Source organism: Hymenobacter volaticus, assembly GCF_022921055.1.
Taxonomy (GTDB): Bacteria; Bacteroidota; Bacteroidia; order Cytophagales; family Hymenobacteraceae; genus Hymenobacter; species Hymenobacter volaticus.
Genome location: NZ_CP095066.1, coordinates 33,862 through 54,600, shown reverse-complemented (window position 1 = coordinate 54,600; position 20,739 = coordinate 33,862). Strand labels below are relative to the sequence as shown.

The window sequence follows — 20,739 nt, the reverse complement described above, 5'->3', positions numbered from 1 at the left end:
TATTCGGGCCATTGCACTGGTGTAAACTGCTTGTCCGCCCTGCTATGAAGTCGCCCCTGCTACCAGAAACTCCCTTTTCCCACCTTCCGCAACCTGCGCGAGCAGCTGATGGGCTACCGACTGAACCGCTACTGGCAGCGCAAGCCCCACCGGCTCCTCGCGGGTCCGTCTTGTTCCCGGAAGCGGGCGCGGTAAACGGCTGCATAAGTCCTCATCAGCCCCAGGCAATCGCAGCCTTGCGGAAGCAAATGCAGGCCCTGATCGCCCAGGCGCGCTTCGCCCAAGCCTTGCCCTACGGTCAGATACTGCTCGACCTCTGCCAGCGTCAGGGCGTAGGCCCGCAGAAGCACCTCGAACTCCTGCGCGAAGTCGGCACCCTCTACCAGGAACTCGGCCACTACCGGCAGGCCTTGGCGTGCAGCCTGAAAGCGCTCGCCCAGCAAGAACGAATCGAACCCGCTCGCGAAGTGGATCTGGTGCACGCGCGCTACGAGCTGGGTATCGCCTATCGCTTCGCGGGTCATCATAAGCTGGCGCTGCCGCTGCTCGAACAGCTTTGCCGCTACTGGCAGCAGCGCGTAGAAGGACCTAGTGCCGGGCGGCGGCGTACTGGCTGGCGACGGGCTATCAGGAAATAGGGGAAACGTACCTGCAGATGGGCGCGTTTGAGCAAGCCTACATCTACGCCGAGGAAGCCCTCCAGGTGCCGCGGGAGCCCTTCGAAGCCGAGCATGAGCTGCTGCCTCACTTTTACCTTCTGCGAGGTGAGGCTTCCCACGGCTTAGGCGACTACGAGGCGGCGATTGCCTCCAAACGCAAGGCCCGGCAGCTGTGGGAGGCGCCCGTCTGGCCCGGATATCGCTCTTCCTGTAGGGTCGTGAGTGAGCAAGAGCCCAACGTAGATTGCCTCTCCAAAGTGTATCTCTCGCTCGCCCTGAGCTATCGCTCGCTGGGCAACCACCGCCATGCGCTCGCTTATCAACAGCGCGTGGTAAAGCTCTGGACCAGATGGGCCCCACGTCATCCGTCGCGCAAAGCCTGGATGGCCGCCGCATACCGCGACATGAGTGTTACCTACTGGCAACGGCGGGCGTACGTGGACGCCTTGTGGTATCAACTACGGGCGGTTTACTACCTAGACCTGCCCTAGCCTAGGGGCGTTTATTCGCTTAGCTCTTCCGCCTCCGCACCTAACCCGCATAAGATAAGTCCTTTGTTCGAGCGCGCCCCGGAAGATACCGGCGACCTCCTGCGCCACGTCCGCGCCGCCCTTAAGCGGCTCTGGCGACCAGGCTGCGTCTACAAGAAAGCAGGTATTATCTTCGATGACTTGGAGCTCGCCGGACAACAGCAACTTGACCTGTTTGCCAAGGTTAATAACGAGGAAGCCCGGGACCGGTTGATGAAAGACCTCGACCAGCTCAACGAGCGCTTTGGGTACGGGGCCGTGACCTTCGCTTCGGCCTTCGTACGCAAAGGCGAACAGGCGCCTTGGGCCACTCGCTCCGCGTTCAAAAGCCTGGCGTATACCACCGATTGGGCAGATTTGTGGACCATCGCGTAGAGGCGTACGCTCAGGCTGCGTAGGGTGTTTTCTGACTAGGGGCAACGAAGGGCCTCGAAGGCGTTTGACCGCCTCATGGCACAGGGCAAAGTAGCGGGCGGTGGCAGAGCGTGGGGGACGTAAGCGTTCTCTTCCAGGCGAGCGGGCAACGTAGATCGGCCAGCAGGTAGCCCCCTGCGTCCCTGCTAGGCAAGCCCCCGGCGGCTTGCCTTCCCACGGGAGCCTCCGGATGGCAGCGGGAAAAAGTGCTATCTTCAACCAGACCCTACACACCCGGTTGTAGTAACAAGTGATTGCCCTCAGCCTTAGCTCGTTCTTCTCCGCTTTTTCAGGTACTCCAAAGTTGCTTTGCCCCATCATTCATCTTTTAAAAAAGAGCTTATGTCATCATTAGAAGCCGGTTACATTACGGTAATTAACCGCACCAATCAACCCGTGGCCAACTCAGTAGACAATAGTAATTGCATGACTTCCGATTTGAGCGTATTCAATGTCACCATTCCGCCGTTGGGGACTTTCGGTCCTATACTTGTAGGAACCAGCGAACAGGATGAATGCGCCTTTGAGTCATCATATTTCGACATGACGATTGGCATTAGGGTAATTGAATCACAAGGAGACTGGTCTTGTGGTTCTTCACCGAATAATCTCACTTGGTCTGCTGATAATTCCGGTGACATTGGCAAGGTTACCGTGTACATCGGCTAGCATTTTTAAGCAAAGATTGAAATAGAAGTGACAAAGCCTCCGTCTTCATTGGCGGGGCTTTTTGCTTTTGGGGATAAGCGAGCGAGGGGGCAAAAACTAACTGTAATTTTCTCCTCGGTCATGGAGTACCACCCCGAATTCTTAAGCGTCGCCTTGAGCTCGACGCTTTGAGCCGTGAAGCTGCCCGAGTAGGCCCCATGCTACGCGCTAGCGGCCCAAACCGGGATGTCCTGCCATCGCCCCGCTCGTTTTAGGAGAGCATACGACTGTCCATAATGCCATAGCACTAGTTTTCGTTTCTCCAATGCCCCAGTAGAAGAACGACATGAATGACGAGCTGCATCAGCTCTTTGTTGCCGACCAACAAGAGCGAGAACATCATCCCCAAGTCGGCACCCCCGCCTACGTGGCCTTGCGAGGCCAGGACCAAACGCGCCGCCACCAAGTGCAACGACTCCTGGACCAGCAACAGGTCCATACCGCCCACGATTACTACCACGCCGCCCTAATTTTTCAGCACGGGGAGACGGTGGAGGAGATCGCCTTGGCGCACCGCTGGGCATTGAAAAGCGTAGAGCTAGGGCTCGAGGCGAGCAAATGGCTGGCCGCGGCTGCCTTGGACCGCTGGCACATGTACCAAGGGCAGCCGCAAAAGTATGGCACGCAACTCGTGCCCGATGGCACCCGCTACCGGTTGTGGGACGTCGAGCCAAACACGACCGACGAAGAACGGGCGCAATGGAAGGTTCCAAGCCTGGCTGAAATGGAGGGACGGGCTGCTCAACTAACAGAGGAGAACAGTGGGGAAATGCCACTCCTGGAGGAGGCTCCAGTGTGGTTAAAGCAGGCGCTGGAACGATGGAAAAGTAGGTGATTGGCAAGTGTCAGTGGGGTTTTCCTTCCAAAAGGATGGAACTGCTGATAACCGCTCGTTAGAGATCTGTCTAGGCTGGATTAAGGAGGGTTGCCAAACAGCGTTGGGAAATGGCAATGGGGTGCAAAGTCTTTCTGGTACGGGGTATCAAGCCTAACACGAAGGCTTGTTTCTTCCTAGAACGTTCCTCCTTAGAATGAAACAAATAAGAGGGAATAGGATAAGTAGCATGCCCTCCCACGAGCCGTTCCCGCACCAAAGCGAGAGCTAGGGATGAGTGAAGGGGTGCTCCTGCTCACTCTTCATTGTGTAGCACCCACCGGCCGTGTTGCTTGCGGACCAGCGCCACATGCCCCAGAACATACTGGTTATGGTCGAGGTCATAGAAGAAAAAGCCTTGATCCCGGGCCGCGTTGAGGCACACGCGGGATAGGTGCAGCCCGAGTTGCAGGCCCCAGCTGCCTACTGGATCCGGGTATTGATGGAAGGGCTCGTAGCGCCAGTAAAGCGCGTAGTGCCCTACCGCTGGGGCGGGCTCCGGGGTGAAGGCGCGCTCTGCTAGATGGGTAATGACGGGCTCTTGCAGCAGTTGCTGCAAGGCTTGAGTGCGCGTGGGGAGAGTAGGCTGCTCCAGCAGAAATTCGTACTCAGCCCGACACTCTATCATCGAGCGCAAGGTGGGCGCCAGGTTCAGCACCTCGGGTGGCGCGACCAGTTCAGGGTGGGCGGCCAGGTACGTCTCGTAATAGGCCCGCTCGTCCGCCTTGGTCAATCCCTGTTCCGGCACTGGGATCACCGGTTCGCCTTCCTTCGTGCTAAGGGCCTTAAGGTGCTGCAGATACTCCTGCCATAGCAAGTTTTCCAGCACGTGCTGGTAGACTTGGTCTTCTTCCCGGCAATAAGCTAAACTATCAACTTCCTGGCGCGCTTTGTTGAAAGTATCATCGACTACTCTCTCGGTTAAGCTGGCCACTAGCTCGGCCAAGCGCTTGTGCGTATCCAGGCTGTAGCCCTTGGTGGGCAAGGTCTTGTATAACTCTTCCCGAACCGCTTCCGCCCGGAACATGTCGCCACCCACCTGCGTCTGCTCCCAGGGGGTCGACTCGGCATCCAGCATCGCCTGCACCCACAAGGACATATCCCGGTTGGGCTGCTGATTGCGTCGGATCATGGCCGCGAGCTTCCGCTGCGCCTGTAAGTAGTGGTCCAGCAACAATTTGATAGCCAACCACTGATTCCGGCCGTCTTGGTCACTGGTCAAGTCCTGCTGCTGGCCGAGGGCGTAGCACAAACGCAAGCCCTGCCGCAGCCCTTCTAAGGCGTGCCAGGTAGCGGTCCAGAGTTGATTGCTGGCCCGCTCGTGCCCGTACCACTCCCCCGCGGCTTCGCAAAACGACTCGGCCGCGAGACGAACCGAGCAAACGTAGTTGGCGTAGCGCCACACAATAAACTTGTTTGAGCGTTGGTCTGGGGAAAGGGTGTGCCAGCTATAGCGATAGTGCTGCGCTTCCACGCGCGACCACCACGCTTCCGCCTGCGCCGGATCGTCCGGACATGGGAGCAGTTGCAAGCTCATTAAGCTTGCCTGCGCTAATTCCAGCGAGGATCTAGTCTCGCCCTGCGTGTCGGCCAGCAGCGCCAAGTAGTCGAGGCCATCCATGATGCTGGCCAGCCACACGCCCCGCGGAGCAGGTGGGTCCACCGGCCCGGCGGGGAGCTGGTCCAGGGTAGCGCGCAGCAACCGGAAGCAGGACAATTGCTTGGTAATGGCTGCTAAGCGGTCGGGCGCGCCATATACTTCCCCAGCAAACTCAGCAGCAGGTTCAGGGGCCAGGGTTGGCTGGCTAGGCGGGTGCGCAGTTTCCGTTGTGCCCGATCACTGCCAAGCAGTCGGGGAATGAGGCCGCTCCAGGAAGATTCGTGCAGCTCGCCCCGCGCAAGCGCCCCGAGTAGCAAGGTCAACTCGCGCTCGGGCTCGCAAGCGGCCACCTGCGTCAGCCAGGCGGTTAGGTCCAGCTGCCCCACAAAAAGGATGACGCAGGCCAGCACCAACTCCTCGTCGGTAGGGGCGGGGCGAGAGCAGTGGGGCGGCAAACACGAGCTGCGGCGTAGCGTCGTCGAATTGTAGGCGGGCCCCATACGCGTGCAGCACGCGGCTCAAGTCGTATCCTACCGGGCGGGGCTGGGTAACCGGTGGCACGGGGCGGGGAGCAGCAAGGCCAGCAACTGCTCCGTGAAACCGGGGTGCTGCGGCTCCAGCACGTGGTACGCCTTCCGGCCGTAGCCAGCGAGCAAGGCCTGCAGCAGTACTCCCTCAAACTCGGAAAACTGCTGGGCCGCTTTTTCAGGGGTTAAATCTGCCTGGGCAATGGGCTGCACCCGCGCTGACTTGCGGAGGCCCCATTTACCCAAGGGCATGGCTAAGCTTACGTCCGGGAGAAAGTCCGGCGGCAAGAGACGGCCCTTGGCGTTAAGACAGGCTAACTCCTCACCTAATTGATACATCAAGTCGCAGGCGGAGGGAATGTCTAATTCCCCGAGCGCCGAGGGAGCGGACACGGAAGTCATAGCGATAGCAGTTGCTGATGGTCAGTAAGATATATGATTTTAAGGCACGTGAGTAAATTGTGAGCTGATATGTACTCTTTCGATTTGGCAAGAGGGAACTTGAAGTAGAATGCGTCTTCTCCTACGACAACCTACGGAAGGTTTAGGAAGCATTTTCGATTTATTACAGAAGCAAACCAGTTAGTGGGAACTCATAGATTAGTTAGAACTAGACTTATGCCCACGATTCGTAAGATGTAGTATTTATGAGTTGCTAGAAGGAATCTATTAGACCTGAATGACAGCTTCCCTAGGGACGGATTTCTACCGATAAGAGTATCAATAAGTCAGCCGTTTAATAGGTTGTGGGGCTTTGTTTTGTGAGACGCCACGAAAAGAATTTTCTTCCCTTTCTTGCGTCGTTTGGCGGGTGGCTTGGTAGGCACTCATTCGTCTATGAAAATGCTCATATAGTGGGGCGGACAAGACCATTACGCCATGTGAGGATCTGTGCCATGTCAGCACTGCGGCGAGCGTCAGCAGATGGAGCGAAATTGATGCCTAACTGAACAATCTTATAACCGCGCACAACAGGGAGAATCCGGCTAGCCCGCTCGGCTTGCGTTAGCAGTCTAGTGGCGGAAGGCTGCCTCCACCAGTTGGCGCACGGCCCGGCGGGTGTCGGTGGGCCGCTCCACAAACCCTAAGTGGCCTACGCCCGCTAGCCACTCCACGGTGCAGTAATCCGGCCGCAGGCTTTCCTCGTGGGTTTCTCGGGCGGCCCGGCCCGGTCGTCTTTGCCCGCAATAAATAAGACGGGGTAGGTAGCCTTTTCCAGCACGGCGCGGCGGTCTGGGCGCTGCCCAATAGCCTCTAGGTTTCCTAGAGCGACAGCCAGGGGTACGGCTGTGGCCAAGGCTTGCAACTGCGCTACTTCATTGGCCAACGATTCCTGGTGCTGGGGCGAAAGCTGGGGTTGTAGAAACTCCTCGGCATACGCGGCCACGCCGTGTTCCTCCAGAAAGGTGCGATTGCGCGCCCGGCGCTGCGTATCTTCTTCATTGTCGGACAGGGCCGAGGAGTGAAACAGCCCGAGGCCCGCCACGAGGCCCGGGTAGCGCTCGGCAAAGGCCAGAGCCACGTAGCCCCCATACTGTGCCCCACCAGGACCGCCTGGCTCACGCCAGCCGCGGCCAGCTCTGCTCGCAACGCCTCGGCCGCGGCTTCTAGGCTGTAGTCCGAGGCAGGAGTAGTGGTACCGTAGCCAGGCAGGGCTGGGGTCAGCACTTAGCACTCGACAACATGGTCACCGAGGAATGCTTTCCAGGTAGCCGTGCAGGAAAACGATAGTAGGCAGAGGCGATGAAGGCATAGTCCCCGCAGTACGCAGAATAGCCGCCCCGTTAAATACATGCCGGGTAGCCTATTAAGTATGCTCGCCAGAGGCTACAATCAAAGAGACTGCTAGTAAGTACCTAAAAATTAATTATTCAAGAGCCAAGTTAAAGCTGTCAGGTATTTCTAGCGGCCGACTACGGAGCCCAAAATTACGGGTTTATCGCTCGACAAACCCGTAGTAACCCCCAAGCCAAGCGGCCAGCCGTCGCGTTAAACGAAAGGTTTTCCAATTCATCTGCTCATTGGCGTCCACGTGCGGTCTTGCTTGCTCGTTTATTCAGTACACTTCTCCCAGGCCGACGCTGCCTACCCCCTTTTTGGCGGCCGCTCCGCTCAAGGAAAAGTCTTCACCTCGCTACGATGACCAACTCGCTCGCCTACTGGCTTCGCCAGCAACGGCCGTTGCTGACCAGGACCCAGGATCGTCGCCGCGTGCTCGCTTTCGCCCAGACGCTGACGCATGGTGCCCGGCTGATGCCTACCCCCGCTGAGCAGCACCTGCTCGAGCAGTTTGTGCACGGTAAGCTCTCACTTGATCAACTGCTGCTCGCTTTGGAAAGTACTACCCCGACTAGCCATGCTCCCGCTGGGACCAAGTACTCCTATCTATCCTCTCTACCTGCTGGTCTTGTGAACAAAAACTTATTGCCGCTCTCCTTGGGAGGGCTGGCCATCGGCACCACCGAATTCGTCATGATGGGCTTGTTGCCCTACATTGCCCGCGACTACAATATCACCATTCCGCAAGCGGGCTACGCCATTTCCGCCTACGCGCTGGGGGTCGTCATCGGGCCCCGCTGCTGACGGAGCTGGGGCGCAACCTGGCCCCGAAAAAGCTACTGCTGCTCTTAATGCTACTGTTCACCGTCTGCAACACGCTCTCAGCCTTTGCCCCCAACAATACCGTGCTGTGTTTGACCCGGCTGCTGTCAGGCTTGCCGCACGGCGCCTTCTTCGGGGTTGGGTCCGTGGTGGCGAGCCGGCTGGCCGCCGAAGGCAAGCAGGCCCAAGCGATTTCCGTCATGTTTGCCGGCCTCACCATTGCCAACTTACTCACCGTTCCCCTGGGCACCTTTATTGGCCAGGGGTATTCCTGGCGCTATGCGCTGGCGGGGGTCGGGGGGACGGGCCTGCTCACGGTGCTGGCCCTTTATTTCTTGCTGCCCGCCCTGCCGGTGCAGAAAGCTAGCAGCCACCGCGCCGAACTGGCCTTGTTTAAGCGCGTAGAAACGTGGCTGATTATCCTTATCACCGCCATCGGGACGGGGGGCTTGTTTTGCTGGGTGAGCTACATCGCCCCGCTCATGACCGAGGTCTCGCGCTTTCCTGCCTCTTACGTGCCCTACATTATGATGCTGGTCGGGCTGGGCATGTTCGTGGGTAATATAGTGGGGGGCAAGCTAGCCGACCGGTTTCCACCGGTGCAGGCGTGTTTGGTGCTGCTGCTGGCCATGGCCGGGGCCTTGGTGCTTATTTTCTTCGTGTCCGAAAATCAGGGGTTGTCGCTGCTGCTGACGTTTGTGGCCGGCTGCTGCTCCTTGGCGTTGGCTGCGCCCATCCAGATCCTGATGATCCAAACCTCGAAGGGCGCCGAGATGCTGGGGGCCTCCGTCACGCAGGCCGCCTTCAATATGGGCAACGCCCTGGGCGCGTTTTTGGGGGCTTGCCCATTGTAGCCGGCTACGGCTATACCTCCCCTGAATTAGTCGGCGTAGGTATGGCACTAGTTGGGGCCGGCTTCGCCTACGTGCTGTTGAGCCGGACGCGCCAAATCGAACCCGCGGCAGTGCCCGTCCCGGCCAGCTAGAAGGCCCCGCTGATCTGCCTTTTCGTAGCCTTTCCCTTTATGGAACCCTCTTTTCCATGGCAAGCGGCCTTGTATCCCGTGAATTCTTCTCTACGCTACTTTCTCTGGCTCTACGAAATGCCCACCTGGCTGCTGGCGGTGCTGATCGTGGGCCTGACCCTGCTGCTGGCGCTGGCCGGCCTGTATTTCACCCACCGGCGCCTGCACCAGAGCGCGGCGCCCGACCAAATCGACAACGGCACGGTGGGCTGGTTTTTCTCGGGCGTAACGGTGCTCTACGGCCTGACGCTGGGCCTGCTGACGGTCGCCAGCTGGCAAAACTATTCAACGGCCTCGGGCATTGCCTCGCAGGAAGCGGCCACGCTGGCCGTGCTCTACCGCGACCTGAGTGGCTACCCCGACAGCACGCGCTTGCCGCTGCAACGGCAACTGCACGACTACACCCGCTTCATCGTGCACGAGTCGTGGCCGGCCCAGCAGCGGGGCCTGGCCAACGACACCGAGCGGCTAGTGCTTACCGCGTTTCAGCTCGAATTGCTGCACACCGACGTACCGACCCGGGCGCTGCAAGTGTTGCACGGGGAAGCTATCGAAACCTTCAACAAGCTCGTTGAACTGCGGCGCCAGCGCATCGAAAGCGTGGGCACCGGTGTGCCAGGCGTGCTCTGGGCCGCCGTGCTGATCGGCGCGCTGGTCACCATTGGCTTTTCCTATTGCTTTGTGGTGGTAAGTCTGCGTTTGCACGCGCTGCTGACGGGGCTGCTGGCGCTGATGGTGGGGGTGATGATTTTTCTGATTGCGGCCCTGGACCATCCCTACCTGGGCGAGGTCAGCGTGACGCCCGAAGCCTACCAACTCGTGCTCGACAAAGTAATGGTCCCGACCAGTACCCCTTCCCCCGGAAAGTCAGGTTCCGTTCAATGAGCCGACTCGGGGCCGCTTTGAAAGCAAACCACCCACTGTTAAGATCGTGTATAAACCCGGTGAGTGGTGGAATGCCCTCGAGTGGACCGACGATTCCGTTCCGCGGCTAACCGAAGATCCGCGGTTCAGGGGGCGGGGTGCAAGTGCCGGTAAAGCAGCTGGGCAGCCGCTTCGAGCAGCGGCAAGTCGGTGATCCGCTCCTGGCAGCGTTGCAGGTCGTAGTGGCACAGGGTGCCGAAAGCGTGGCCTTGCGCGTCGCGGATCAGCACCCCGCAGTACGAGACGACCGGCGTGGCAATCCCTTGGGCCAGGGGGTCCAAGGCGGCATCCAAAATCTGCAGCGGCGCTTGCTGGCGCCCCACCAAGGCGCAGTACGTAACGGCCAGCGGGGCGTCGGCTCCCTGGCGCACGGTAGGCTGGTAGCGGTCGAAGAGCACTTCGTTGCGCAACGTTTGCTCGTCGAAGCGAAAGACTCCGGTGTAGCGGTGGGGGTGCGACTATTCAGATATTCCAACGCCGCATGGACGCCGTGCTGCTGCAACAAAGACGTAAAGGCCGCAATTTCGGCCGCCATAGGGCTTTCTTCTCCGGGTCGATCACTCATACTCCTAAAGGTAGGCGCTTAGGTGGTGGCTGCCAACTCGTCCGGTATACCAATAGGGGCTGGAATTACTCCTTTGCCAGATAGCGCTGAAACACCGCGTGCTGATGGTATGGGTGGAGGTACCCATAGCGTTTAAACTTCGAGCAGCGGCCTTGTTAGCATAGCTGTTGCTATCTAGAGTGAGTAAGTACGAGTGGGTTAATGAATAGCAGGCTTTCAGCGCAGGAGAGAAGTTTCGCCGCTACCCTCAATCTGCTTCTCGCCGTTGATACGTATCTTGTATTATTCTTAACCGGATTTGGTTTATCTAATATAGTGTATTGCTGTTTGTTAAATTCTTCTTCTCCTATTTGTCACTCGACCTAATGACTCACTTTTCTCCGCTAGCCACTGAAAAGGACCGTCGCCGCACGGTGGAGGCGTTTCTCGCCTTTACGCGCGACACGGCCATTGCGTCGAGTCTAGCAGAATGGCAGTTACTTGATCAATGCATCGTGGGGAACTCACGCTGGATCAAGTGGTGAATCAACTCGAAGCGAGTGCGCGGGGCGAGGCGTAGGCTGGTGCGCATGATGCACTGTGCAACAGGAACACTCCGGCCACCCGCGGGGATTGCCTGCCAAGCGCAACTCCCACGGGATGCTGTGCGCAATCTGACACGTGGGGTGCGAGTGATAGACGTCGTGTACCCCAATGCCCCGATAGAAAGAATGAAAGGGATAACTTTTATACATTACTGTTCAGCTGTTTTTCAAGCTTAACGATGGCGTTAGATCAATTGTTTTCGCACTTGAATAGGGTATTGGAAGTCAACAGCCGACTTCTCTACGAACAACAAGCAGTAAGTAGCCAGAAAACCAGTTGCCCCTCTTCTGTCGGGAAGCGGAACGTGCCGACGACCTTGCCTAGAAAGAACAGGTAAACGGGGATTCAGTCTTCAAGGATAGTCGCGAAGCTTTCCAGCAGTTGCTCCCTACTAGTAAACGCTTACCCTCACAGAAGGCTTACCGAGCGCTCGGTTCACCGGGGAACAGGCAAGTAAGCCCTTGAGGAACAGGAGAGCCTTGATCGGTGTTGGCCGCGAACCAACAGCCCCTCTTCCCCTTTTCAATCTTACCGTGGAGCCCCCTATCTTATCCGAGAAGAGCACGCCATACCAGAAATAGAGGCCTTCACGCAGGTGCTGCATGAACAGGGCGCGCATGCGGCGTTAGGCTATTTGAATAGCCGCACCCCCCACCGCTATACGGGTCTCTATCGCTTCGATGGGCAGCATTCGCGCAACGTGCTGCTCTTTGACCGGTACGACCCGCGGGTGCGCCAAGGCCAGGACGTGCCCCTGGCCGAGGCCTTCTGCTCGCTAGTGGGGCGCCATGAGCAACTGCTGCAAATTCTCGATGCCGCCTTGGATCCGCGAGCGCAGCAGGTCGATACGCTGGTGGTCTCGTACTGCGGGGTCTTGGTGCGCGACCGGTAGGGCGGCCTCTACGGCACGCTCTGTCACTACGACCTAGACTTGTGCCAGGCGCTGGCCATGAATCTGCCCTTGCTTGAGTCGGCCGCTGCCCTACTCTACGAGCATTTACTTCCTACCTAGCTCCGGAAGCGGGCTTACTAGTCCTGCCAAGACTACTTTTCCGCGTGCTCCTGCCGAGCCACGGCAATACCCCTCTGGGTAACACGTGCTCTCGCTCCCTCGTCCCCTTCACCCTCTTTTCAATATCTTGTCGCGGCCCACCCCTAACCGCTAGTTCCTGCTGCTTGCATGCTTCTGTTTTCCTTACCCGATGCCCACGATGGCAGTTGGTGCACCCTTACCTATGACGAAGCCGAAGGCTGGCTGCGGGCCAGCTGGGGCGGCTACGTGGACCCGCTGGAAGCCATGCGCGGGCCGAGAGCTTCTTGGCCGCCGTTGATCCGCTGCCCTGTCGCTACTTGCTTAACGACAACGTGGCCTTGCGCGGGCCCTGGTTTGACTCGGTGGCGTGGCTGCAGCAGGCCTGGCTGCCCCTCGCCCTGCCCTGGGGCTGCGCTACGTGGCCCACGTGGTCCAGGCCGATACCCGCGCCGATATTCTCACGCTCACATTTCCTCAGGGTGTGGTCGGGCAGCTCGAGCTCCAGCTGTTCGAGCAGGTGAGCGAAGCCGAGGAATGGCTGCGCAGCTGTCAGCGGCGGGTCTAGCGGCTGGGCTGGGCCCGGGCCTGGAAGGCGGCCAGCAGCGTGAGCAGGTGCGGATGGGTGATGGGTATCTGCGGCAGTACCAAGTGCTGGTGCCGGGCCTCCAAGTGGGTGATAAGCCAATACATCTCCAACGGGTCTGACCGCACGAAGGCCAGGCGCCAGTCCGAAAAGAAGCGTAACGGCGCCGACGCATCCTGTAGCGTAACCACGTGCTGATGGCGCGCATCGCGGCGGATCTTGGCGTAGAGCGTGTGCACGGCCTGCTGGGAGCCTTCCAGTAATTGGATGAAGCGTCCATCGCCGTAGCAGAGCAGGCCGGTCAAATCGTGCTTTTTGTTAAACGCAGCTGCCTGCTCCAGCAAGTCGGTAAGTTGGTCGTCGCGTAGCGGGGTAGTAGCCTGGCTGCGATAGAGCACTTGGTGCACCGGTCTTTCCAGCAGCCCAAGCAATTGGTCCAGGGACAGTTCGCCACACCCATAGCGCTCGAGTAGGGCTTGCTCGGCGAGCGCCATGGGTGTATTCTCGGTTAATGCCAGGGCCCAGGTGAGCGCCTGTCGGCGGCGTTTTTCCTCGGGTAGGTCCTCCATATCCCTTCCTATACGGTGACATTACTTAAACAGGTCTCCACTCCCTCTCATAACTAAAGAAGTATTCCGAGCAAGGAGCAGAATTTACTACCCGTGCCTAGTCGCTACCTGAGGCGCCTCTACTTCCGGATTGCTTGAAACCGGATCAGGTGGTTCAGCTAGCAACGCCGGTCCTCGAACACCTTTTTTGACTTAACTTATCATCAATTTCCGTGTACTGGGAAGCTCCGCCCTATCTAGCTCTAGACCTTCTTCACTAACGTAACCACTCGTGCTATCGTGCAGGGCCACGACGGTCTGAATGCTACTAATTTGCTCTCTGGTTGAGGCCTTATCGCGTTCACGGGATGTTTTTTACCTTTATCGTTCCGTGATGGGCACTTCGTTGCCTGCTGTCGGGGCTTTGCTTACCCCTTGGGCAGCACCATTTCTATCTCTTTATCTACTTACGATGCCTCTTGTTACGCATAGCGTTTATTTTGAAAATGCCGCGGGTCAGTTAGGCGAGCACGCGCTGGGCTACGCCGTCGTGCGCTACAAGCCCGGCAAGCGCGAGCTGCTTGATTTTCAAGCCTTGCTCACCCACTTAAGCCACCTGCTACGTCGCCGGGGCTGGCACAAGGTGCTCTCTGATCAGCGGGCGCTCGCGCCCTTCACCGAGCAAGAGCAGACCTTTATCCGGGAGCGGTGGCGCCAAGGGGGCCCCGGCGGGCACTACGAGAAACTGGTCGCCGTGCTGCTGCCCCACGACGTCTACGCGCGGCTCTCCGCGCATCTGGTGCTGAATGACGCTCACGAAGGCGACGTCACCTATCATATTTTCGAAGACGAGCTAGCCGCCGGCACTTGGCTCCGGCAAATGCTGTAGCCGGGCTCATCCCCGTCAGGTGGGTACTAACAACCGATGGACTGGCCTAACCATGGGCTAGCCGTCAATAAGCCACTCGGAAACGGGCCGCGTCACCAGGTCGTTTTCGTTAAGGCGGCCGGTAAACTCGGACGGTGGCGCCCAGCCCCGGTTGACTCGCCACCCCGGGGCGCCCCTGCTTAACTCTCGGCGTACCGGACCGCGCTACGGCAGCAAGTTGCGCAACTCCGGCAACCGTATCCAATCGACATAGCCCGGGTTGGGCTACCTGGCGGGGGCGCAGACAAACGCTTTGGCCAGTTGCAACAGGGCGCTATCGCTCCCGCTGAAGGAGGCCGTCGTGAAGTCAACTTGAGCGACGGGCAAGTAGCCGTTTAAATACATGAATTTCTCCGGAGATTCCGTCTCAAAGGCCATACGGTGGTAGGCAGAAGCATAAGAAAAATTGCAGGTCACCTCCGGTTTCCCGTTGTTATGGGCTAACCGAATCGCCTCCTTCGCCGTTTTCCGGCTTACGTGGCAGCAACTAGGGGCTAGACCCGCCTCCCGGGCAAGCGCTTCACCACTAAACTAACTGCCCATGGCTGATCCGCGTGCCCACGACCTGAAGCCTACGGCGGACGCCCCCGACGATGAGCGGGGACAGACGTCGGTCGACCGCTGGCTCGAGCCCTTCTACGATTTAGTGGCCGGCGTGCTCATCGGCCAGCTCACGACCATGTTCACCAAGACCGTCACGCTAACCCACTACGGGCAGTATTGCGCCGTCTTTGTGCCCTCCTGGTGGCTGTGGAACGGCTTCTCGCTGTACTTCGACCGCTTCGACCGCAACTCGCGCTGGCAGCAGGGCGGCTTGCTGCTGAGCATGGTGGCGCTGGTGCTGCTGGCGGTGACGGCACCCCAGACGCTGGAGGGCCAAGTCGCCGGCTTCACCTGGTCCTACGTGGCGGCCCGGGGGCTGCTGCTCGGGCTCTATGCCTATACGTGCTGGACCGACGAGCAGGCCCGGCCCTTGGCCCGCGGCTTGCTGACGGGCTACTCGCTGGGCTGGCTGGGCTGGGTGATCGGCGGGCTGTGGCCTGCCTATGGGCTGTGGTGGAAGCTAGGTCGGCTACTCGTTGATTTTATCACGCCGCGCTTGCTTCAGCGCCAACTCAAGGCGTTGCCCGTCACGCAGGACCACTTCACCAATCGGCTCCGGGAGTTCACCATGATTGTGGTGAGCCAGAATGTGGAAGTGCTGCCCCGCGACTTAGGCGACTTGTTGTGGCAGGCCCCGGCTTTGCTCACGTCGGCCAATGGCTTTGTGCTGGGGGTGGGCTTGTGGTGGTGGTACTACCAGCACTATACCCAGCTGCTCGACCAGAAAGAACATGAGAGCGGGCTACGCTACGCCTTGGGGCACTTGCCGCTCTACCTGGGTAGCGGCACCGTGGCGCTGGGCGTCTTCGATGTATTGCACAGCAACCCCACCGTCTGGCTTCTGCCCCTGGGTTTGACCCTGTACACGGTCTCGCTGCTCTGGCTGAGCTACCCGCAGCTCCCCCCGGACGGCCGGCAGCGATATAGCTGGCACACGGCCGCGCTGGTCGCGGCAAGTTGGGGGCTGGTGCTAGTGCCGATGGAAAGTTGGATCACACTGTTGCTGACGAATACCGTTGCCTTGGCCTACGGCTACTTTACATATCCGCTGATGCGGGCGGCTGAACAGCCTGGACCGCCCGCAGCAGAGCCGCCGCAAAGCTCATAAGAGGCCTCGCCGAGTTTACCCTCGATAAGGGGCCCTTATCAAACTTTATAAAAGCCATTTAATAAACGTAGACCCGGCAGTGACATCTTATGTCATTTCCAAAGCCAGGTAGGTGCGTTTCGGCGGTCGGCGGTCGCGTATAGGCCTGAGTAGAATGGAGCAAGCGGAAATGGCATAGTCCGGAAAATAGCCGAGAAATGATTGCCATAAGCAACGCTACTGTATGTTGCTGCCTAGTGCGCCCGACTTTTTCTTGTCCAACGGCGTAGGCTTCGCATGACGACCCCCGTACTGATTGTTTTAATTGGCTTTCTGATTTTCTTTGGGCATTACCTTGCCCAGCTCTTCGAGCGCACCAAAATTCCGGACGTAGTGGGGCTCTTGCTGGTGGGTCTGCTCCTGGGACCGGTGTCTCACCTGATCGACGCGACGGCCTTCGGGCAGGGCGGGCGCGTGTTTTCCAACCTGGTGCTGGTGTTTATCCTCTTTGAAAGCGGCCTGGAGGTGCGCTTCGAGCAGTTGCGTTCCGCCCTGCGCGGCACCCTGGGTCTGACGACGCTTAACTTCCTGATTACGGTTCTCGTGGTGGCCGTAGTAGGGCAGCTGCTGGCCGGCCTCGACTTACTTAGCTCCTTGATCCTAGGCTCCATCCTGGGCGGCACGTCCTCGGCTATCGTGACCACCTTAGCCCGCAAAGTGCACATCCTGCCGCAAACCTCCACCACGCTCGTCATGGAATCGGCTCTGAGTGACGTCTTCACGCTGGCCATTCCGATTGCTTTGATCAGCTTCCACACGGGGGCCTCGTTCAACGTCGCTACCCTGTTCAGTCAGATAATTTCCTCGTTGCTAGTGGCCGTGCTGGTTGGGACCGGGGGCGGCTACCTGTGGTCCGTGCTGCTGAATCGGGTGCCCACGCTGCTCAAAACGCGCTTCTCCACCCCGGCCTTCGTCTTTATCCTCTACGGTCTGGTGGAGCTGTTGCAATTCAGCGGGCCGATTGCTGTGCTCTTCTTCAGTATCACGCTGGGCAACGTGGCGTTGCTGCGCCCCCCTCGCCTGGCTCGGCTGCTGCCCACCCAGCGGCCCGTCGAGCTAACGGCCACCGAAAAAGACTTCTTTTCGGAAATCGTGTTTCTGCTGCGCATCTTTTTCTTTGTTTACGTGGGCATCTCCATCGTGCTCGACAACTGGTACCTGATTGCTTTGGGCGCGGGCCTAACGGTGGTGCTGTTTTTGGCGCGCATTCCCGTGGTACTGGCGACCGCCGACCGGCAAGCCCCCTCTTTGACATGGCTTTCATGAGCGTGATGATCCCTAAGGGGCTGGGGGCCGCCGTATTGGCCACGCTGCCCGCTCAACGGGGTGTGCCGGGCGGGGAAGCCATCCAAACGATCACCTTCGCCGTCATCATGGCGACTACCTTGCTCAGCACGGGGCTCTTCTTTCTGGTCGAGAAACGCCGAATTCTCGGCTTTTACGCGCTCTTTTTTGGCCGTAATCGCCCTCTGGTGGCTCCGCCACTGGCTGGCCAAGCATTGCCGGAAAATTGACTGTTACTACGATAGTCCGTGCCGCCTTGCCAGGCGCAGCTACGTTGCGTACGAACTGCCAAAAGCCGTGTTCCTGCTGGGACCAAGATCTTGGATAGGGCCGTAGGAGATGCAGCCAGCCAGTAAGGCTACCGCCGTTCGCGTGGCACAAGTGCGGCTTTAGCTTTAAGACAGAAGTACCAGCCTAGCTATAATTCTTCTTCCCTACCACCCATTAGTTGTTAAGCTATTAAGGAAGCCAAGTAACCCCGCTAAAGCCAGCAGGCTTTAGCGGGGTTAGACGCGGTTAGTTGAAAGCGTAGCGCAGCGCAGTCTGCAGATAGTAGGTCGACGACAAACTCATGGCATCGCGGAAGGTAGATGTCAGCAGTTGGTTGGTTACGTTGTCGCGCAGGAGGCAGAGGGTCGGCCGCGGTCCGTTCTTTTTAAAGGTCCCGGCTGACAGCAGCCGCGGCTTGGAGGGCCTGTAAATAGCGTTCCGACACGATGGTGGGCTGGTGGGCGGCCAGATGGGCGGGGGCCACCTGCCGCAGCTCCTGCTCTAAAATTGGGTCATGCAAAATCTGCCACATGGTATCGGCCAGGGCCTCGGCATTCCCCGCGGGAAAATCAGCCCCGCCTTGCCCACGGCGTCCGGTAAGCCATCGCTGTCGGAAACCAGGGGCAGGCAGCCGCAGGCCATGCCTTCGAGCACCACGTTGCCGAATGCTTCCCCGAACAGGGACGGAACCAGCAGATAGCGGTAGCGATTCAATTCCCGGGCCAGGGCGCTGCCTTCCAAAAAACCGGTGAACTGCACGTGCGCGCTTAAGTTCAGCGAAGCCACCAAGCCTTCTAGGCTCAATCTTTCGGGCCCGTCCCCGATAATGGTTAGCGTGGGCAGGTGCTGGCCTCCGTGCGCGCGCAGGCGAGTCAGCACCTGCCCGAACGCTTGCACGGCCACCGCGGTACCTTTCTGCGAAACCAGCCGGCCCAGAAATACGAAATTGTTGGTGCGTACCACCGAGGGTATCAGCCGGAACTCCCGGGCCCGGTAAGGGTTGCCGATCACTGCGGCCGCGGGCCAGCACTTGCGGCGGACGGCCTCGCTCACGGAAATCACCGAGGTGGCCCTTTTCAGCCATGCCTGCTTCACCCACGTGGCCCCGTCGGCGGGGTCCAATTCGGTATTAAGGGAAACAACGGACGGCCGGTTAAAAAACAGCGCCGGCCACGCTAGGCGCAGGCAGGGATTGTTCTCGAAAACCACGTCCGCCCACGCATGCTGCCGAAACAGTTCTTTCTTGCTCGGATTGCGAACAACCTCGAACGGAAAATATGCCTCCGTCGTCAGCGTGGACCACGTCAAGACCCGCACCTGGTGCCCGGCCTGCGTGAAAGCGCGCGCGTAAATCTCCGAGTTCACCTCGATGCCCCCAATGTCCGGAAAAAAGCAGTGGGATAAGAGTAGGATTTTCAACGCGTTGGATTAGAAATGGGGAAACAAAAAGCTTTTCTTAGTGGCTGCCGACTCGGGCCAGAGTCGTCATTGCCTCATTTATGTGCTGTAATACCTTGCTTTTTTCAAGGTGCAAACCTGACCGGGGTACGTTACGAGCGTTTTTACCCCTACTCAATAGTCCGCGCCTTCGCAACGGTTGGGTAAGAGTCAATCCCGGCTCTACTGAGCTTGTAAGAGCCGGGACTCCACCATGCCAACAGGCACGGGAGTTCGGCGGCTACGCCCTCCTAATGCCACCCTCGTAAAGGGGTAAGCGCAGCGAAATGACGTAGTTAGGGAATAGCAGCAAGAAGGAGAGGGCAACTATTCGCCTGCAGAAGAGAAACCATAAACCGAAAGCAAGGAGAGAAGCCCACGGCAAACCTTTGAGATAAAACGACTGTCCGTGCTGCCCGGGGCAGGGCCATAATCAGAGTTATTTATCGGTTAAAGCCACCTAACACCCGGACAGGGCCATGCCGCTAGCTTTGGTATGCCTCGCCCCTAGTGAGGCGTTGAAGGACTGGCTGCTACATTAAAACGGCATAAGAAGCACGTTAGAAAACATTAGAATTTTAAAACGGAGGGGGTAGCGGGCGAGGTCAAGGGCAGCCATAAAAAAGATCTACCGCTTACAAGCTGACTGACAAGCTCCTCCCTACTCGAGACCGAACAACCCGCGGCGGCAAAGGGCCGTTTATGCCTGCTCACGTCTTAAACTATTCCATGAAAAACTTAAACAAAATAACTCTTCTTCCGCGCTGGCTCCGTTCGGGTGGCTCTTTGGCTTTCGCTTTTTCCTTGCTGCTGTTGCCGCTTACTTCCTGCGAAGACGATGGCGACGCTAACCCCAACACGGGCCTGATTCAACCCACCGGCCCGCCCCCGGCCTACGCGCCCTCCATCAATCCGCAGATGCTGGCCGTGCTCGAGCAGTACACGAGCTACGGCACGCCGCCGCTGCCCACCCTCTCGCCCCGGCAGGCCCGCATGGCGCCTTCTGTAACCGACGCCGTGCAGGACTTGCTCAAGAAAAACAACCGCCCCGCGCCGATCGCCAACGTGACGGTTAGCCAGAAGCTGATTCCCGGCTCCTACACGCCCGGCGCCGCGCCCGACGGTATTCTAGTGCGCATCTATACGCCCACCGGCGTAACGGGCCCGCTACCCGTAGTAGTCTACTACCACGGCGGAGGCTGGGTCATTGGCTCGCTGGATGTGTACGAGCCCTCGGCTAAAGCCCTGGCCGAAAACACTGGCGCCATCGTGGTGAACGTGGACTACCGTCTCTCGCCCGAAGCGAAATTCCCGGCTGCCCACGAAGATTCGTATGCCGCCTACAAGTGGGTTCGCGACAACGCGGCCTCTTTCGGCGGCAATCCAGCGAAAGTGGCCGTGGCCGGCGAGAGTGCCGGCGGCAACTTAGCCGTGGCCGTAGCCCTGCTGGCGAAGGAACGCAGCTTCACCTTGCCGGCCCACATCCTCTCGGTCTACCCCATTGCCAACAACGACACCAACACGCCTTCTTACCAGCAGTACGCCATGGCCATGCCGCTTAACAAGCCCGGCATGGAGTACTTCTTCAGCAACTACCTACGTACCCCGGCCGATGGCAACGACCGGCTGATTTCGCTGGTCGACGTAGCCGATCTGCGCAGCCTGCCAGCCACCACCATTATTGCGGCCGAGATTGACCCCCTGCAGACCGAAGGCCGGCAACTCGCCGACAAACTCACCCAGGTTGGCGTGGCCAACCAGTACATGCTCTATCCCGGCACCACCCACGAGTTTTTCGGCACCTTCGCCGTCGTGCCGCCGGCCCAGCAAGCGCAGCAATTAGCCGCCAACCGTCTCAAAGAGGCCTTCCGTTAACAGAGGTTCTTTTCTAGCCG

The 20,739-nt window shown here is 59.0% G+C and carries 23 protein-coding genes and 1 pseudogene; 15 read left to right on the top strand and 9 right to left on the bottom strand.

Features of this window, described 5'->3' with window-relative positions:
* The first annotated feature begins 44 nt into the window (after positions 1-44).
* The 5 genes from MUN86_RS28370 to MUN86_RS28350 all read left to right on the top strand — a co-directional run bounded on the left by MUN86_RS28370 (position 45) and on the right by MUN86_RS28350 (position 3,146).
* Positions 45-638, top strand: a complete 594-nt coding sequence (locus MUN86_RS28370; protein WP_245127386.1) for a tetratricopeptide repeat protein — start codon at positions 45-47, stop codon at positions 636-638.
* A 17-nt stretch (positions 639-655) separates the two neighbouring features.
* Positions 656-1,150 carry a tetratricopeptide repeat protein gene (locus tag MUN86_RS28365; protein WP_245127384.1) on the top strand — a complete coding sequence of 165 codons (495 nt, stop codon included), beginning with the start codon at positions 656-658 and terminating at the stop codon, positions 1,148-1,150.
* A 63-nt stretch (positions 1,151-1,213) separates the two neighbouring features.
* Positions 1,214-1,564: a DUF4113 domain-containing protein gene (locus MUN86_RS28360; RefSeq protein ID WP_245127383.1), complete on the top strand. Its 351-nt coding sequence runs from the start codon at positions 1,214-1,216 to the stop codon at positions 1,562-1,564.
* A gap of 348 nt (positions 1,565-1,912) precedes the next feature.
* On the top strand, positions 1,913-2,272 hold the full coding sequence (locus MUN86_RS28355; RefSeq protein WP_245127382.1) for a hypothetical protein: 360 nt from the start codon (positions 1,913-1,915) through the stop codon (positions 2,270-2,272).
* Between the two features lie 325 nt (positions 2,273-2,597).
* Positions 2,598-3,146, top strand: coding sequence for a hypothetical protein (locus tag MUN86_RS28350; RefSeq protein WP_245127380.1), 549 nt, complete (start codon positions 2,598-2,600; stop codon positions 3,144-3,146).
* 295 nt (positions 3,147-3,441) lie between these two features.
* Here MUN86_RS28350 and MUN86_RS28345 read toward each other — a convergent pair whose 3' ends face one another.
* The 5 genes from MUN86_RS28345 to MUN86_RS32570 form a co-directional block, all read right to left on the bottom strand.
* Complete coding sequence (locus MUN86_RS28345; RefSeq protein WP_245127379.1) at positions 3,442-4,887, bottom strand: hypothetical protein; 1,446 nt, start codon at positions 4,885-4,887, stop codon at positions 3,442-3,444.
* A gap of 32 nt (positions 4,888-4,919) precedes the next feature.
* Positions 4,920-5,285 (bottom strand): hypothetical protein, encoded by a 366-nt coding sequence (locus MUN86_RS28340; protein ID WP_245127377.1) that lies wholly within the window; start codon positions 5,283-5,285, stop codon positions 4,920-4,922.
* Between the two features lie 30 nt (positions 5,286-5,315).
* On the bottom strand, positions 5,316-5,714 hold the full coding sequence (locus tag MUN86_RS28335; RefSeq protein WP_245127375.1) for a hypothetical protein: 399 nt from the start codon (positions 5,712-5,714) through the stop codon (positions 5,316-5,318).
* Between the two features lie 700 nt (positions 5,715-6,414).
* On the bottom strand, positions 6,415-6,639 hold the full coding sequence (locus tag MUN86_RS32575) for an alpha/beta fold hydrolase family protein (RefSeq protein WP_375379528.1): 225 nt from the start codon (positions 6,637-6,639) through the stop codon (positions 6,415-6,417).
* On the bottom strand, positions 6,624-6,980 hold the full coding sequence (locus MUN86_RS32570) for an alpha/beta fold hydrolase (protein WP_375379527.1): 357 nt from the start codon (positions 6,978-6,980) through the stop codon (positions 6,624-6,626). The genes MUN86_RS32575 and MUN86_RS32570 overlap by 16 nt, the downstream gene beginning before the upstream one ends.
* Before the next feature lie 741 nt (positions 6,981-7,721).
* On the opposite strand from MUN86_RS32570, the pseudogene MUN86_RS28325 reads away from it, so the two are divergent.
* Positions 7,722-8,898 (top strand): annotated as a pseudogene (locus tag MUN86_RS28325) (MFS transporter).
* Between the two features lie 39 nt (positions 8,899-8,937).
* Positions 8,938-9,822, top strand: coding sequence for a bestrophin-like domain (locus tag MUN86_RS28320; protein ID WP_245127372.1), 885 nt, complete (start codon positions 8,938-8,940; stop codon positions 9,820-9,822).
* A gap of 125 nt (positions 9,823-9,947) precedes the next feature.
* Here the strand turns inward: MUN86_RS28320 and MUN86_RS28315 are convergent, their stop codons facing one another.
* A complete protein-coding gene (locus tag MUN86_RS28315; protein WP_245127370.1) occupies positions 9,948-10,271 on the bottom strand; it encodes a hypothetical protein in 324 nt (107 codons plus the stop codon).
* A gap of 520 nt (positions 10,272-10,791) precedes the next feature.
* Here MUN86_RS28315 and MUN86_RS28310 point away from each other — a divergent pair.
* The 3 genes from MUN86_RS28310 (at position 10,792) to MUN86_RS28300 (ending at position 12,609) form a co-directional block, all read left to right on the top strand.
* The gene (locus tag MUN86_RS28310) at positions 10,792-10,950 is read left to right on the top strand and encodes a hypothetical protein (RefSeq protein WP_245127368.1); all 159 of its coding nucleotides are present in this window, start codon (positions 10,792-10,794) and stop codon (positions 10,948-10,950) included.
* A 695-nt stretch (positions 10,951-11,645) separates the two neighbouring features.
* Positions 11,646-11,903 carry a hypothetical protein gene (locus MUN86_RS28305; protein ID WP_245127365.1) on the top strand — a complete coding sequence of 86 codons (258 nt, stop codon included), beginning with the start codon at positions 11,646-11,648 and terminating at the stop codon, positions 11,901-11,903.
* Between the two features lie 559 nt (positions 11,904-12,462).
* Positions 12,463-12,609, top strand: a complete 147-nt coding sequence (locus tag MUN86_RS28300) for a hypothetical protein (protein ID WP_245127364.1) — start codon at positions 12,463-12,465, stop codon at positions 12,607-12,609.
* Here MUN86_RS28300 and MUN86_RS28295 read toward each other — a convergent pair.
* Positions 12,606-13,196 (bottom strand): BLUF domain-containing protein, encoded by a 591-nt coding sequence (locus tag MUN86_RS28295; protein ID WP_245127361.1) that lies wholly within the window; start codon positions 13,194-13,196, stop codon positions 12,606-12,608. The genes MUN86_RS28300 and MUN86_RS28295 overlap by 4 nt on opposite strands.
* A 451-nt stretch (positions 13,197-13,647) precedes the next feature.
* Here MUN86_RS28295 and MUN86_RS28290 point away from each other — a divergent pair, with 451 nt between their 5' ends.
* The 4 genes from MUN86_RS28290 (at position 13,648) to MUN86_RS28275 (ending at position 17,367) form a co-directional block, all read left to right on the top strand.
* Positions 13,648-14,064 carry a hypothetical protein gene (locus tag MUN86_RS28290; protein WP_245127359.1) on the top strand — a complete coding sequence of 139 codons (417 nt, stop codon included), beginning with the start codon at positions 13,648-13,650 and terminating at the stop codon, positions 14,062-14,064.
* 580 nt (positions 14,065-14,644) lie between these two features.
* Positions 14,645-15,814 carry a low temperature requirement protein A gene (locus MUN86_RS28285; protein ID WP_245127358.1) on the top strand — a complete coding sequence of 390 codons (1,170 nt, stop codon included), beginning with the start codon at positions 14,645-14,647 and terminating at the stop codon, positions 15,812-15,814.
* Between the two features lie 276 nt (positions 15,815-16,090).
* Positions 16,091-17,119: a cation:proton antiporter domain-containing protein gene (locus tag MUN86_RS28280; RefSeq protein ID WP_245127356.1), complete on the top strand. Its 1,029-nt coding sequence runs from the start codon at positions 16,091-16,093 to the stop codon at positions 17,117-17,119.
* The gene (locus tag MUN86_RS28275; protein WP_245127355.1) at positions 17,107-17,367 is read left to right on the top strand and encodes a hypothetical protein; all 261 of its coding nucleotides are present in this window, start codon (positions 17,107-17,109) and stop codon (positions 17,365-17,367) included. Before MUN86_RS28280 ends, MUN86_RS28275 begins: the two co-directional genes overlap by 13 nt.
* Before the next feature lie 425 nt (positions 17,368-17,792).
* On the opposite strand, the gene MUN86_RS28270 is transcribed toward MUN86_RS28275, so the two are convergent.
* Positions 17,793-17,939 carry a hypothetical protein gene (locus MUN86_RS28270; RefSeq protein WP_245127352.1) on the bottom strand — a complete coding sequence of 49 codons (147 nt, stop codon included), beginning with the start codon at positions 17,937-17,939 and terminating at the stop codon, positions 17,793-17,795.
* Positions 17,909-18,826: a glycosyltransferase family 4 protein gene (locus tag MUN86_RS28265; protein ID WP_245127350.1), complete on the bottom strand. Its 918-nt coding sequence runs from the start codon at positions 18,824-18,826 to the stop codon at positions 17,909-17,911. Before MUN86_RS28265 ends, MUN86_RS28270 begins: the two co-directional genes overlap by 31 nt.
* Positions 18,827-19,573: 747 nt before the next feature.
* Here MUN86_RS28265 and MUN86_RS28260 point away from each other — a divergent pair.
* A complete protein-coding gene (locus MUN86_RS28260) occupies positions 19,574-20,719 on the top strand; it encodes an alpha/beta hydrolase (protein ID WP_245127349.1) in 1,146 nt (381 codons plus the stop codon).
* Positions 20,720-20,739 lie beyond the last annotated feature (20 nt).